The sequence below is a fragment of the Herbiconiux gentiana genome, assembly GCF_024978135.1.
GTDB classification, from domain to species: domain Bacteria; phylum Actinomycetota; class Actinomycetes; order Actinomycetales; family Microbacteriaceae; genus Herbiconiux; species Herbiconiux gentiana.
Map to the genome: position 1 here is coordinate 513782 of NZ_JANTEZ010000003.1, position 14736 is coordinate 528517.

Consider the following 14736-nt stretch of genomic DNA (forward strand, 5'->3'; position numbering starts at 1 on the left):
TTTCGGCGAGCGGCCTGACTGCCGCCCGAGGCGGTGGTCAGTGGAAGAAGTGCCGCTCTCCCGTGAAGTACATGGTGACGCCGGCCTTCTCGGCGGCCTCGACGACCTCGGCGTCGCGCACCGAGCCGCCCGGCTGCACGATGGCCTTCACGCCGCCGGCGATCAGGATCTCGGCGCCGTCGGCGAAGGGGAAGAACGCGTCGGAGGCCGCGACCGAGCCCTGGGCGCGATCGCCGGCGCGGGTGACCGCGAGCCGGCAGGAGTCGACCCGGTTGACCTGGCCCATGCCCACACCGACCGAGGCGCCTCCCGAGGCGAGCAGGATGGCGTTCGACTTGACCGAGCGGCACGCCTTCCACGCGAACTCGAGGTCGGCCATCGTCGCGGCGTCCGCGGGCGAACCGGCAGCGAGCGTCCACGACGCCGTGTCGAGGCCGTCGAAGCCGTCGGGGGTCTGCGCCAGGAAGCCGCCGGAGATCTGGCGGAGCTCGAGCGCCTCACGACCGAAGCCCTCGGGGAGGGTGAGCAGCCGCAGGTTCTTCTTGGTCTTCAGCACCTCGAGCGCTTCGCCCTCGAAGGCCGGCGCGATGAGCACCTCGGTGAAGATGTCTTTCACCGACTCGGCCATGGCGAGGGTGACCGTGCGATTCGCCGCGATGACGCCGCCGAAGGCGGAGAGGGGGTCGCAGGCGTGCGCCTTGGCGTGGGCGTTCGCGATGGGGTCGGGCGCACTCGCGTCGGCGATCGCGATGCCGCAGGGGTTCGCGTGCTTGATGATCGCGACGGCCGGCTCGGCGAAGTCGTAGGCCGCGCGCACGGCGGCGTCGGCATCGACGTAGTTGTTGAACGACATCTCCTTGCCGTGCAGCTGCGTCGCCTGGGCGATGCCGTGCCCGTCCTGCAGCGCGTAGACGGCGGCCTGCTGGTGGGAGTTCTCGCCGTAGCGGAGGGTGGAGGCCTTCGCCGCCGAGACCTGGAGGGTGTCGGGGAAGCCCGGCCGAGCATCCGTCGCCTGCTCGCTGTGCTCAGCCTGCTCAGCCTCGGCCAGGGCCTCGCTCGCCCCGCCGCCCAGCTGCTCGACGAACCAGGCCGCCACGGCCGTGTCGTAGGAGGCGGTGTGAGCGAAGGCGTCGGCCGCGAGCGCACGGCGGAGCGACAGGGTGGTGCCATCGGTGGCCGCGGCGGCGATGACGTCGTCGTAGCGATTCGGCGAGACGACGATCGCGACGTTGGCGAAGTTCTTCGCCGAGGCGCGCACGAGAGCCGGGCCGCCGATGTCGATCTGCTCGATCACCGTGTCGGGCGCGGCGCCCGAGGCCACGGTCTCACGGAAGGGGTAGAGGTTCACGACCACCAGGTCGAACGGCCGGATGCCCAGCTCGTCGAGCTGGTGCCGGTGCGACTCGAGGCGCAGATCGGCGAGGATGCCCGCGTGCACCCCGGGGTGCAGCGTCTTCACCCGACCGTCGAGCGACTCGGGGAAGCCCGTGATCTCACTCACCTCGGTGACCGCGACCCCCTCGGCCGCGATGGCCTTGGCCGTGGACCCGGTGGAGACGATCTCGACGCCCGACGCGGCGAGCGCGCCCACCAGGTCGGCGAGGCCGGTCTTGTCGCTGACCGAGATCAGCGCCCGGCGCACCGGGACGGTGTCGCGGTGGCTGTAGAGGCTCGGGTCGTGCTGCGGTCCGCTCATCGTGCTGCTGTCTCCTCGAGATCGACGTGTCCGGTGGCGATGTCGCGCACGGCCTGCACCAGCAGCTCGCGTTCGACGGTCTTGATGCGTTCGTGCAGGGTGTGCTCGGTGTCGCCCGGCCGCACGGCGACCTCGCGCTGCACGATCACGGGCCCGGTGTCGACGCCCTCGTCGATCACGTGCACGGTGACCCCCGTGACCTCGGCGCCGGCGGCGAGCGCGTCGCGCACGGCGTGGGCTCCCGGGAAGGCCGGCAGCAGCGCGGGGTGGGTGTTGATCAGTCGGGGCGTCAGGGCCGCGACCACCCCGGGCGGCAGGATGCGCATGAAGCCGGCGCACACCACCAGGTCGGGCTGCCAGCGCTCGATCTGCTCGAGCAGCTCGGCGCCCCAGGCGGCGCGGTTCTCGAAAGCGGAGGGAAGCACGGTGAAGCTCGGCACGCCGAACTCCTCGGCATGAGCGAGCCCGGGGGCCTCGGTGTCGGCGCCGACCGCGATGACGTGGGCCGGGTAGTCGGCCGAGCGGCAGGCCTCGAGCAGGGCCCTGAGGTTGGAGCCCCCTCCGGAGATCAGAACCAGGAGCGAGAGCACCGTCACAGTGTATCGGCAGGCGGCCTGGCGCCGTTCGTCGTCCTGTCGGAAGATCCGGGACGCCAGCTCGCCCCGCCGAGCAGGCCCAGCAGCAGCGCCAGCGTGAACTCGACGAACGCCCAGAGCAGCACGGCGCCCGGGTCGGCGCCCACGTCGGCGAGCCGTCCGGGGCCGGCCGCTCCCCCCGCCCACACCGTCAGCAGGGCCAGGATGCCCGCCCCCACCAGTCCCCCGCCGGCCGCCGTCGCCCCCAGCCGCACCAGACGGCCGCGCGGGCTCGAGCCGCGCACCCGGTCGAGGTAGACCGGTCTCAGCAGGGCCGCGGTGGCGAAGGCGATGCCGATCGGCACGAGTAGGCCCACGAAGGCGAAGACGGGCGCGCTCTCGGGCAGGGCGCCGAACACCGGCAGCGAGGGCACGAGCCCGAGCTGCGTGCCGAGCGGCGACACCGAGGTGCCGGTGCCGAGCGCGAAGCCCGGCCCCACGAACCACGCCGCGGTCCACAGCACGATGTTCGGCAGCAGCGCCAGCTGACCGAGTGTCAGCGTGACTCCGCCCAGGATGCCCGCCTGCAGACTCTCGTACAGCCCCACGATCGAGCTGAAGTTCAGCACCAGCACGACGGCCATCGCCAGCGCGGCGAAGCCCACGACGCCCGCGGCCGCGATGGTGCCGGCGCGCAGCGCGAGCGCGACGAGGGCGCGATCCCCCGCGTCGACGCGGTCGACCAGGCGCGCGATCGCCTGGCGGGGCCTCGAGCCCTGTGCGAGCTCGAGCGAGGCGGCACGACGGGGCGCCGAGGCGTACCCGAGCGCGAGGCCGATGGCCCACACACCGGCGGGGAAGAGGATGCTCTGCGCCACGGAGGGCAGTGCGGCCACGTCGCGCGCGCTCAGCGAGACCAGCAGCGCGAGCAGGGCCACGACGAGCACACCCACGGCGGCCCCGGTGAGCGGGTAGGGGGTCTGGCCGAGCCGCCGACCCGAGCGCAGCCCGAGCAGCACGGTCACCAGGGCGAGACCGAGCGGTGCGATACCGACCTCGAACGGCAGCTCGGCCCCCGCGACCCCGAGCCGCAGCGCGAGCGCCGGGTCGATCGTGAGCAGCAGGTCGACGCCGTGACCGAGCAGCCACAGATCGCCGGAGGCCCGCCAGAACGCGAGCCAGTCGACGGCGAGCCCGAACTGGGCGGCCCAGAGGATCGTCAGCGGGATGAGCGGGATGCCCACCCCGATGGCTACGGCGATGACCGCGTCGAGAGCGGCGAGGAGGGCGGTGGCTGGGCGATTCATGCGGAGCCGAGCCTACCCGCAGGCTCGCCGGAAGGACTGACGACGCTCAGTGGAAGACGGCTTTGAGCACGATCACGGCCACCCCGAGCAGCGCGGTCGCGAGGCCTCCCGCGAGGCAGGAGTACCAGCGGGCGCCGCGCTCGACGAAGGCGAGCACGCCGAGCAGGAAGAGCACGATCACCCCGACCCAGAGCGCGGCGAGGTACGCCGTGCCCTCGTCGAGCACCCCCGCCGCCCCGAGACCGAGCACGGCCATGGGCACGACCGCGGCGAGCAGCAGCCCGGTGGAGTGCTCGAGCGCCCGGCCGAGCGCGGCACTGATGCCGAGCTGGGTGGGGCCCCGTCGGCCGTGGTGCGCCATGGTGAAGGCGAAGACGTGGGCGAGCCAGAACACGAGCACCGTGCTGCCGACGCCGACCAGCAACTGGAAGTCGTTCTCGTCGTCGTCGACCACCACGATCAGGGCGCTCACGATGATGGTGCCGTAGATCGACTCGGGGGTGACCAGTTCGTGGCGCAGGCGTCGCCGCAGAGAGAGGGCGGCCGGAGCATCCGTCGTCGCGTCGTGGTCGGTCACGGCCGGCCTCCTCATCGCCTCGTGTCGTTCGTGTGAATCGCTCTGCACAGTGTGACAGGTCGGCGGATGCGACGACGGCCCGCCCCTCACCGGGACGGGCCGTCGTCGTGCACGCGGTGTGACTGTCGTGCACTCGCTGTGACTAGAGGGCCGCGTAAACTTCGCGCAGCAGCGCCGCGGTCTCGCTCGGGGTCTTGCCGACGCGCACGCCGGCGGCCTCGAGGGCCTCCTTCTTCGCCTGGGCGGTGCCGGCCGAGCCGGACACGATCGCACCGGCGTGGCCCATCGTCTTGCCCTCGGGGGCGGTGAAGCCCGCGACGTAGCCGACGACCGGCTTGGTGACGTTCGCCTTGATGAAGTCGGCCGCACGCTCCTCGGCGTCGCCGCCGATCTCGCCGATCATCACGATCGCCTTGGTCTCGGGGTCGGCCTCGAACGCGGCGAGCGCGTCGATGTGCGTCGTGCCGATGATCGGGTCGCCGCCGATGCCGATGGCGGTGGAGAAGCCCAGGTCGCGCAGCTCGTACATCATCTGGTAGGTCAGGGTGCCCGACTTCGAGACGAGACCGATCGGGCCCTTGCCGGTGATGTTCGCCGGGGTGATGCCGACGAGCGCTTCACCGGGAGTGATGATGCCGGGGCAGTTCGGGCCGATGATGCGGGTCTTCTCGCCCTTCTGCTTGGCGTAGGCCCAGGCCTCGGCCGAGTCCTGCACCGGGATGCCCTCGGTGATCACGACGAGCAGCGGGATCTCGGCGTCGATGGCCTCGATGATCGCGTCCTTCGAGAAGGCGGGCGGCACGAAGGCGATCGAGACGTCGGCGCCCGTGGCCTCGATGGCCTCCTTCACCGTGGCGAAGACCGGCAGCTCGACGGCGTTGCCGTCTTTGTCGGTGTGGCTGACGACGGTGCCGGCCTTGCGGGCGTTCACGCCGCCGACGACCTGGGTGCCGGCCTTCAGCATGAGGGCGGTGTGCTTGGTGCCCTCACCGCCGGTGATGCCCTGCACGATGACCTTGGAGTCCTTGTTCAGAAAAATCGACATGTCTCTCGTCCTCTACTTCGCTCGCCGCTTACTTGCTCGCCGCTGCAGCGAGCTCGGCGGCCTTGTCGGCGCCGTCGTCCATCGTCAGGGCCAGGGTGACCAGCGGGTGCGCCGCCTTCTCGAGGATCGCGCGACCCTCCTCCACCTTGTTGCCGTCGAGGCGCACCACGAGCGGCTTGGTGGCGGTGTCGCCGAGCACCTCGAGGGCGCCCACGATGCCGTTGGCCACCGCGTCGCACGCGGTGATGCCGCCGAAGACGTTCACGAACACGCTCTTGACCTGCTCGTCGCCGAGGATGACGTCGAGACCGTTGGCCATGACCTGCGCCGAGGCTCCGCCGCCGATGTCGAGGAAGTTCGCCGGCTTGACGCCGTCGTGCTTCTCGCCCGCGTAGGACACGACGTCGAGCGTCGACATGACGAGACCCGCACCGTTGCCGATGACACCGACCTGGCCGTCGAGCTTGACGTAGTTGAGGCCGAGCTTCTTGGCCTTGGCCTCGAGCGGGTCGGCCGCCTCGGCGTCTTCGAGGGCCTCGTGGCCCGGGTGACGGAAGTCGGCGTTCTCGTCGAGCGAGACCTTGCCGTCGAGGGCGACGATCTCGCCCTCCTCGGTGAGCACCAGCGGGTTCACCTCGACCAGTGTGGCGTCTTCGCCTTTATAAACCTCCCACAGCTTCACGAAGACGGGGGCGACCTTGTCGACGAGCTCGGCCGGGAAGTTCGCCTGCGTGGCGATCGACTTCGCGGTCTCGAGGTCGATGCCGGCGATGGGGTCGACCTCGATGCGGGCGAGGGCCTCGGGGCGCTCGACGGCGAGCTGCTCGATCTCCATGCCGCCCTCGTAGCTCGTCAGCGAGAGGTAGGAGCGGTTGGCGCGGTCGAGCAGCACCGAGAAGTAGAACTCCTCGGCGATGCGAGCGCCGCCGGCGACCATGACCCGCTTGACCTCGTGGCCCTTGATGTCGAGGCCGAGGATCGCCTTCGCCGCCTCTTCGGCGTCGTCGGGCGTCTTCGCCACCTTGACACCGCCAGCCTTGCCGCGGCCGCCGACCTTGACCTGGGCCTTGACGACGGTGACGCCGCCGAGCTTCTCGGCCGCCGCGCGCACCTCCTCAGGGGTGTCGGCGACGATTCCGGGGAGCACGGGCACGCCGTAGCTCTCGAAGAGGTCTCTGGCCTGGTATTCGAATAGATCCACGCTGGTCTTCCAATCCGTTCAACTCGTCGCCCTGGCAGTGACGCAGGACATGACTCACGGCGCGACGGAGGTCAGGTTCCGCTCCGTCGCTCCGGACACCACCTAGAACATTACCCCCGCCCGCCGACGCTCTCCTTCGACTCCTCCTGCACCGCCCCCGGTCTCCCGTCGTCCTCCACAGATCGCGCCTCCCGCGTCGGCTTCCGGATGCCCGCCCGGCACGCTGTCCGCATGAACCCACGCCTCCGCCTCCTCTCCGTCCTCCTCGCCACCGCCGCCCTGGCTCTCGGCAGCCTCCTCGCCGCGGGGCCCGCCCTCGCGGTCAGGGCCCTCGCCCACGGGCAGGGGGTGATGTGGGAGGGCGATCATGCGTCGTGGATCGGCTCCTACTTGCTCGACGACGGCAACACCGGCTACTGCCTCGACGTCGAGAAGCCCCAGCCGGCCGGCACCGACGTCACCTACGTCGACGGCTCGACGACCGGTTCGTACTCGACGGCCGACTCGGCGCGGCTCGCCTACATCTCACGCAACTTCGGTTCGCCCGCCGACCCGCTCTCGGCGGCCTCGGCGCAGCTGGCCACGTGGACGGTGGCGGGCCTCGGCGGCCACGATCAGGCGTGGTTCGCCCGGCGGGCCAACGATTCGGCGGGTGACGTGGTCATCGCGGCGAACCACATCCTGTCCCGGGCCGATGGGCCGGGCGGCGCCTCGACCGGTGTCTCGGCCACCGTCTCTCTCGAGCTCGAGGGGCCGGGCGGCTCGGTACGGTCGGAACTCCTGGTGGACTACCTCGCCGGGCGCGCGTCGGTTCCTGCCGGGTCCTTCTCCGGGCAATTAGTGCTCACCGGAGCCACCTTCGCCGACGGCAGCACGAGCCGCTCCGTCCCGAACGGCACCTCGGTGCCGATCCTCCCGGCGCAGCGCGGCACGACCGAGACGGTGTCGGTCACCGTGGAGTACCGGGCGCTGCCCTTCGGTCCGGGCTTCCGGCTCGGGCGCAACACCGGCCCGAACCAGAGCCTGCTGGTCGATCATCCGTACCCCCGCGACGCCCGAGCGAGCACCCGGGCGACCGCCCCCAGCGAGCTGCCCTTCGCGCCCCGGGTGCAGACGCAGACGAGCGCGGCGATCGTGCAGCCCGGCGACGCGCTGAGCGACGCCCTGCACCTCGACGCTCATCCCTCCTCGCCGGCCGGCACGACATGGGGTGTGTACACCGCGGCCGACGGGTCCCTCGCGCCCATCCCGGTGGTCGTCACGAGCGTGCTGCACGGCCCGTTCCCGGCGGCCCCCGTCGAGAGCGAGACCGCACCCGCCGGATCCCCCGTCGTCTGCACGGTCGAGACCCTCGCGGCAGCCGGACCGCGCCGCTACGACTCCCCGCCCTGCACCGTCCCGTCCCCCGGCTTCTACGTCTGGACCGACTCCATCGACCCCACCCGCACCCCACCCGCCCAGGGCGGCACCCGCCTCCGCCCCTGGACGTCGCGCTTCGGCGTCGCCGCGGAGACCACCCTCGCGCCGGCCGCGCCCACCCTCTCCACCACGGCCACCCGCGTCACGGCGCCTCCGCCCACCCCCTCACCCACCCCTCGGCCGTCGGCCCCCGGCCCACATGACCTCGACTCCCTCGCTGCGGACCGAGGCCCGCACGACCTCGACGCCCCCGTCGCGGCTGACGCGAGGACAGCATCAGGCGTGCTCTCCATCACGGCGCCCACCTGCATCGCCGACAGCCTCCACCTCGAGGGCCTCCCGCCGGGCATCGAACCCGTCGAGGTCCGCTCGACCCTCCTGGGCCCGCTCCCGGCCCTGCCCGAACTCGAGTCGACCCCCGACGACTGGCGCGACTTCCCGGTGGCCGGCCGCACCACGACCACCCTCGCCACCGACGGCGACCACGTCACCGCGTGCCTCCCGATCTCCACCCCGGGCCACTACTACTTCGTCACCGAGTCCGACGGCTCCACCCCGACGTCGCTCCCCGGGGCCGGAACGGTCGCTGCGCTCGTCGCGCCTCCGACGGACGACCGCGCCGCAGCCACCGGCGCAGACACCGCCACCGCCACCGCGACCGACGCAGACAGCGCCACCGCCACCGAAATCCACAGCGACACCGACGGCAACAATGACGGCGCCAGCGATGCCAGCACCGGCACCGGCGCCAGCACCGGCGGCAACGAGATCGCGGTGGGTGAGCCCGTCGATGCCGCCCTGATCCCCGCCTTCGCAGATCACCGCGTCCACGCCTCGGAGGCGATCTCGCTCGAGGCACCTCCGACGGCTCCCCCGGCCACCACGCCACCGCCCGCGTCCACCGCACCGCCCACACCGCCGGCCCCGCCCGCACCCCCGGCGGCCGGCCACCTGCCCCTCACCGGCGCCTCCGCCGGACCCACTGCCATGGCGACCGCCGTCGGCATCGGCGCGCTCGTCCTCGGCCTCGCCATCGCCGGCCTCGCGGGCACCAGGATCGGCACCCGGCGCCGCTGACCACCCTTCACGAGCCCCGCCGCTCCACCCCGATGAGCTGCGGGGCTCCGGCGCGCGCCGGCGAGACCACCGGGCCCGGCGCGAGCCGGCCCTAGAGCTTCTCGATGGGGGCGATCTTGATCAGGAGTTTCTTCGCCCCGACCGCCTCGAAGTTCACGTGGGCCACACGCTTGGCGCCCTCGCCCGTGACCTGATTGACCCGGCCCTCGCCGAAGTCGGCGTGCTTGATGCGGTCACCGGGCACCAGGGTGAGGTCGCCGTTGTCGCGCACCTGGCCCGTCACGCGGTTCGCCCACTCCGTCTTCGGTCGCGGCGGCCCCGGCGGCAGCCCGTAGCCGCCGGCAGCACCGAAGCGCGGCGAACCCGAGCCCCCCGACGAAACCGAGGCCGAACCTGAACCAGACCCAGCCCCGAACCGCGACCCGTATCCCCCGCCACGCCCCCCGCCCAGCGCCCGCGAATCACTCCCACCCCGCGACGCCATCCCCGGCGACTGGATCCACTCCACCAACTCCGCCGGGATCTCCTGCAGGTACCGGCTCGGCATCGCCACCGCCGTCTCGCCGAACTGCGCCCGCGTCATGGCGAGCGAGATGAACAGCCGCTTCCGCGCGCGCGTGATGCCCACGTAGAACAGCCGCCGCTCCTCGGCAGGGCCGCCCGGCTCGCCGGCCGACATGCGGTGCGGCAGCAGATCCTCCTCCACGCCCGTGAGGAAGACCGCGTCGTACTCCAGCCCCTTCGCGGTGTGCAGCGTCATCAGCGACACCGTTCCGCTCGAGTCGTCGAGGTCGTCGACCGCCGCCACGAGCGACACCTCGGTGAGGAAGTCGAGCAGCGTGCCGTCGGGGTTGTTGCGGTTGAACTCCTTCGTCACCGCGAGGAGCTCCTCGACGTTCTCGGCCCGCGCTTCGTCTTGCGGGTCACGGCTGGCGCGCAGCGTCGCGACGTAGGCGCTCTTCTCCATCAGCAGCTGCAGCACCTCGCTGACGGGAGCCTCGCCACCGACCCGCGCCGGGTCGACGAGCTCGCTCGCGTCGTCGAGCAGCCCCGCGAGCTGCAGGATCGCCCCGGTGACTTTGGGCCCGAGACTCAGCTCCTTCGCCCGGCGCATCGCCTCGCGGTAGCTGATCTCGTTGCGCTCGGCGAAGGCCGCGAGCGCGGTCTCGGTCGCCGGCCCGATGCCGCGCTTCGGCGTATTCAGGATGCGCCGCAGCGCCAGCCCGTCGAACGGGTTCGCGACGGCCGAGAGGTAGGCCATCGCATCCTTGATCTCGGCCCGCTCGTAGAACTTCGTGCCGCCGAGCACCCGGTAGGGCAGCGCCGACCGGATGAAGATCTCCTCCAGCGCTCGCGTCTGCGAGTTGGTGCGGTAGAAGACGGCGATCTGGTTGTACGCCATGCCGCCTTCGTGCAGCTTGGCGATCTCGTCGGCCACGAACTGCGCCTCGTCGTGCCCCGAGTACCCGGTGAAGCCGACGATCTTCTCGCCGTCGCCGACGGCCGTCCAGAGCTTCTTGTCTTTGCGGTCGAAGTTGTTGGAGATGACGGCGTTGGCCGCCGAGAGGATGTTCTGCGTCGACCGGTAGTTCTGCTCGAGCAGCACGACGCGGGCTCCGGGGAAGTCGCGCTCGAACTCGACGATGTTGCGGATGTCGGCCCCGCGGAAGGCGTAGATCGACTGGTCGGAGTCACCGACGACGGTCAGCGACGCCCCGCCGCCGCCGAACGACGCGAGGCCCGAGAGCTCGTTCGACTCGGGCGCCTTGGTGAGTTCGCGGATGAGCGAGTACTGCGCGTGGTTCGTGTCCTGGTACTCGTCGACGAGGATGTGCCGGAACCGCCGCTGGTACTTCTCGGCCACCTGCGGGAACGCCCGGAACAGGAAGACCGTCTGGCTGATCAGGTCGTCGAAGTCGAAGGCGTTCGCCTCACGCAGCGCCCGGCTGTAGGCCCGGAAGCACTCGACGAACATCGCCTCCTGCGGGTCGTTGAAGTTCGCTTGCCGGGCGTAGCTGTCGGCGTCGGCCAGCTCGTTCTTGAGTTTGGAGATCTTCGCGGTGACCTGCGAGACCGTGAAGCCGAAGGTGTCGGCCTGCAGGTCTTTGATGATGCGCTTGACGAGCGCCCGCGAGTCGGCTGAGTCGTAGATGGTGAAGCTCTTGGTGAAGCCGAAGTTCTCGGCCTCCCGGCGCAGGATGCGCACGCAGGCCGAGTGGAACGTCGAGATCCACATGCCCTCGGCGACCTGCCCCAGCAGGTGCCCGACACGCTCGCGCATCTCGGCCGCCGCCTTGTTGGTGAAGGTGATCGCGAGGATCTGGCTCGGCCACGCCTCCGCGCTCTTGATCAGCCCGGCGATGCGGTGCGTGAGCACCCGCGTCTTGCCACTGCCCGCTCCCGCGACGATGAGCAGTGCCTGCCCGCGGTAGACCACGGCCTCCCGCTGCTCGGGGTTCAGCCCGGCGAGCAGCTCGTCGTCTTCGCCCGTCGACGAGGACGAAGAGGGGTCGACGACGACCGGCTGGAGACGGGGAGTAGTGGTGTCGCTCATGCTCCGACAAGTCTAGGTCGCACCACCGACGCTCACCCCCGCCGCGACTCCACGAGCTCCAACGCCCGAACCGCCAGATCCGGTTGATCCGCGAACACCCCGTCCACCCCCGACGACAGGATCGCCGCGAACTCCTCCTCCCACGCCCCGAACGCCGACTTGTCCCGCCCCAGCCGGTAGTTCCGCGGCAGGAACCGGTTCTCGGCGCGCAGCGTCCAGGCGAACACCGACAGCCCGGCGGCGCGCGCCCGAGAAACCACGTCGCTCACCCGGTGAGCCGACCCCTGCACGTCCCGCGGCATGATCGTCGCCTTGTCCAGGCTGATCCCGTCGACCTCCCCCGCCAGCGACGCGAGCCCCGACGGCGTCAGGAACGACGCGTAGTCCGGCGCCGACGACCCCTGCGCCGCCACGAGATCGGCCGGTGATCCCGTGTCCTCGAGCAGGTAGATCCAGCTCCCCTCGACCCCGCGCGCCCGCAGGCCCGAGAGGGCCGTCTTCTCGAACGACTCCACCACGAGCTGCCCCGGGCGCGAGGCCCACCCCGCCGACGCCAGCTCCCCCGCCACGATCTCGGCATAAGGCATCCCGATCGAGTCGTAGTACGCCACGTGCTTCAGCTCCACCACGGCCCGCCGCAGCGACCCCGACGCCGACGACGCCTCGTCGACGATCCGCAGCACGTCGGCCAGCCGCAGGATGCCGAACCGCCCGTCGAAGCTCCGGCTCGCCGGCCGCACCTCGGGCAGTCGCTCCCGCGCCCGCAGGGTCTGCAGCTCGGCCCAGGTGAAGTCCTCGGTGAACCAGCCGGTCAGCTCGTGGCCGTCGATGCGCTTCGTGCTGCAGCGCTCGGCGAACTCCGGATGCTCGGCGACATCGGTCGTGCCCGAGATCTCGTTCTCGTGCCGCACGACCGCCACCCCGTCGCGCGTCAGCACGACGTCCGGCTCCACCGCGTCGGCGCCCAGCGCGAACGCCAGCTCGTAGGCCGACGCGGTGTGCTCGGGCCGGTAGCCGCTGGCGCCTCGGTGGCCGATGACGAGGGGCCGGGCATCCGCTTCTCTGATCACGCCCCACACGCTACGCCCCGGTGTCGCCCGCCCGCCCCTGCGCCCTCGGCGAACACCGCCGCTCACGGCACGGATCGAGCCGATGCCCAGGCATTTCCTGTAATCGGTGGACTACGTTTGTAGCAACCACGATCACCCTCACAGCACAGAATGAGACTGACATGGCAGCGTCCTCCAGCAACCCCGCCTTCACCCGGAATCCGGTGTTCAACGGCAAGGCGGTGGCCCAGACCCCCACGATGACCGCAGACGGTCTCCAGGAGCTCTACGAGCGCCCGGCCGCGGGCCCCGCCGAGACCGACCGCATGAGCTACGACGACGTCATCATGAAGACGGCCGGCCTGTTCGCCGTGTTCCTCGTCACCGGCGTCGTCGGCTTCCTCGCCAACTGGCCCGTCCCGACGGTGCTCGGCCTCGGCCTGATGATCGTCGGCGTGCTCGTCGGCTTCGTGCTGGGTCTCGTCAACGCGTTCAAGCGCGAGCCGTCCGTCCCGCTGATCCTGGCCTACGCGGCCTTCGAGGGTCTCGCGATCGGTGCCATCTCGAGCTTCTTCGAGTACCAGTGGTCGGGCATCGTCATCCAGGCCGTGCTCGCCACGGTCGCCGTGTTCGGTGTCACCCTGGCCCTCTTCGCGAGCGGCAAGATCCGCGCCTCCAAGCGCGCCACCAAGGTGTTCCTCATCGCGATGGTCGGCTACGGCGTGTTCTCGCTGCTGAACCTCGTGCTCATGCTCACCGGCGTGGTCACCGACCCGTTCGGTCTGCGCAGCGGCTGGATCGGCATCGTCATCGGTGTCGTCGTGGTCATCATGGCGGCCTACTCACTGGTGCTCGACTTCGACATGATCCAGCGCGGCGTGCAGTCGGGCGCCCCCCGCAAGTACGGGTGGACCGGCGCGTTCGGCCTGATGACCACCATCGTCTGGCTGTACCTCGAGCTGCTCCGCATGATCGCCATCTTCCGCAACTAGTCGTCTTCCGCAGCTAACCGGAGCCCGCCATCAGCGAAACGAACGGGGTCGTCCGAGAGGACGGCCCCGTTCGTCGTTCCCGGAGGGCCGCCCTCACCCGCGCGGCCCGTTCGGCGCGCACCGCTGCTGGGCGACTCACCGGCCTCGACGCCGCCCGCGGTCTCGCGCTGCTCGGCATGCTCGCCGCCCACACCGTGCCCGAGGGCGACGGCGAGTTCGTCTGGGACGGCCGCTCCTCCATCCTCTTCGCCACCATCGCGGGCGTCTCCCTGGGCCTCATGTCGGGCGGCTTCCGGCGGCCGGCTCCGGATGCCCGGGGCCGCGTCGCCCGCATCGTGCTGCTCCGCGGCATCCTGCTCATCGTGCTGGGCGTGCTGCTGACCTTCCTGCAGACACCCATCGCGATCATCCTCGACACCTACGGGTTCCTCTTCCTCGTGGCGCTGCCGCTGCTCTACGCCCCGCGCTGGATCGTCGCCGCCGTCGCCGCCGCGGCCGCACTCGCCGGGCCGTGGCTGGTCGAGACGATCAGCCGGGGGCTCGAGGGAACGGTCGGTGGGCTCGCGACCGCACTCGACGACCCCTGGGCCTACTTCCCGGTGCGCTGGCTGACCGGTGCGTATCCGGCGCCCGTCTGGCTCGCCTACCTGGCCGTCGGCATCCTGATCGCGCGCAGCGACCTGCGTCGGCGGGTCACCCAGTACGTGCTCGTCGCCGCCGGCGGGCTGGCCGCGGTGCTGGGCTACGCGGTGGCCGGTGCGCTGGGGTCGCCGGTGCTGGCCCACGACGACAGCACGGCCGAGGTGATCGCCTCCGGAGGTCTCGCCGTCGCGGTGGTCGGCGCGCTCGTCTGGCTCACGTCCTCGGCCGCCGCGCCCGTGCGGCGCATCTCGACAGGCGCGCTCTGGCCGCTGTCGGCGGTCGGCTCGATGCCGCTCACCATCTACACGGCGCAGATCCTCGGCATCGCGGTCGCGGTCGAGGTGGTGCCGCACGAGGAGTGGCTCGGCTGGCAGTCGGTTCCGCTGTTCTTCGCGTTCGCCGTCCCGTCGCTGGTGCTCGCGTGCGTGTGGCGAGTCGTCTTCGCGCAGGGGCCGCTGGAGTGGCTGTTCAGCCGGCTGACCACCCATCGGCCGTGGCCCGGGCAGCGGAAGGTGTGACGCGGGCGACCGCCACTCGGCCGTGGGCCACCCTCCGGCGGGCATGACGCCCGAACGCCGGAGGAGCCCCGTCGATCCGGCTCC

11 protein-coding genes are annotated in these 14736 nt (G+C 71.3%); 3 read left to right on the forward strand and 8 right to left on the reverse strand.

What is annotated here, in order from left to right; all coding sequences use genetic code 11:
• Positions 1–37: 37 nt before the first annotated feature.
• The 6 genes from purH to sucC all read right to left on the reverse strand — a co-directional run bounded on the left by purH (position 38) and on the right by sucC (position 6401).
• Positions 38–1696 (reverse strand): bifunctional phosphoribosylaminoimidazolecarboxamide formyltransferase/IMP cyclohydrolase, encoded by a 1659-nt coding sequence (gene purH / locus NVV95_RS09550; RefSeq protein ID WP_259486305.1) that lies wholly within the window; start codon positions 1694–1696, stop codon positions 38–40.
• A complete protein-coding gene (purN, locus tag NVV95_RS09555; RefSeq protein ID WP_259486306.1) occupies positions 1693–2286 on the reverse strand; it encodes a phosphoribosylglycinamide formyltransferase in 594 nt (197 codons plus the stop codon). The genes purH and purN overlap by 4 nt, the downstream gene beginning before the upstream one ends.
• 2 nt (positions 2287–2288) lie before the next feature.
• Complete coding sequence (locus NVV95_RS09560) at positions 2289–3578, reverse strand: cell division protein PerM (protein ID WP_259486307.1); 1290 nt, start codon at positions 3576–3578, stop codon at positions 2289–2291.
• Positions 3579–3624: 46 nt separating this feature from the next.
• Complete coding sequence (locus tag NVV95_RS09565) at positions 3625–4155, reverse strand: hypothetical protein (RefSeq protein ID WP_259486308.1); 531 nt, start codon at positions 4153–4155, stop codon at positions 3625–3627.
• Positions 4156–4297: 142 nt separating this feature from the next.
• Positions 4298–5200 (reverse strand): succinate--CoA ligase subunit alpha, encoded by a 903-nt coding sequence (sucD, locus tag NVV95_RS09570; protein WP_259486309.1) that lies wholly within the window; start codon positions 5198–5200, stop codon positions 4298–4300.
• Positions 5201–5228: 28 nt separating this feature from the next.
• Positions 5229–6401, reverse strand: coding sequence for an ADP-forming succinate--CoA ligase subunit beta (gene sucC, locus NVV95_RS09575; RefSeq protein ID WP_259486310.1), 1173 nt, complete (start codon positions 6399–6401; stop codon positions 5229–5231).
• Between the two features lie 231 nt (positions 6402–6632).
• Between sucC and NVV95_RS09580 the strand changes: the two genes are divergently transcribed.
• Positions 6633–8897 (forward strand): hypothetical protein, encoded by a 2265-nt coding sequence (locus NVV95_RS09580; protein ID WP_259486311.1) that lies wholly within the window; start codon positions 6633–6635, stop codon positions 8895–8897.
• A gap of 91 nt (positions 8898–8988) precedes the next feature.
• On the opposite strand, the gene NVV95_RS09585 is transcribed toward NVV95_RS09580, so the two are convergent.
• Positions 8989–11451 carry an ATP-dependent helicase gene (locus NVV95_RS09585; protein ID WP_259486312.1) on the reverse strand — a complete coding sequence of 821 codons (2463 nt, stop codon included), beginning with the start codon at positions 11449–11451 and terminating at the stop codon, positions 8989–8991.
• A gap of 32 nt (positions 11452–11483) precedes the next feature.
• A complete protein-coding gene (locus NVV95_RS09590) occupies positions 11484–12521 on the reverse strand; it encodes a glycerophosphodiester phosphodiesterase family protein (RefSeq protein WP_259486313.1) in 1038 nt (345 codons plus the stop codon).
• Between the two features lie 161 nt (positions 12522–12682).
• Between NVV95_RS09590 and NVV95_RS09595 the strand changes: the two genes are divergently transcribed.
• Positions 12683–13492, forward strand: coding sequence for a Bax inhibitor-1/YccA family protein (locus NVV95_RS09595; protein WP_259486314.1), 810 nt, complete (start codon positions 12683–12685; stop codon positions 13490–13492).
• A gap of 176 nt (positions 13493–13668) precedes the next feature.
• Entirely contained in the window at positions 13669–14652 is a 984-nt protein-coding gene (locus NVV95_RS09600; RefSeq protein ID WP_259486315.1) for a DUF418 domain-containing protein, read from the forward strand.
• Positions 14653–14736 lie beyond the last annotated feature (84 nt).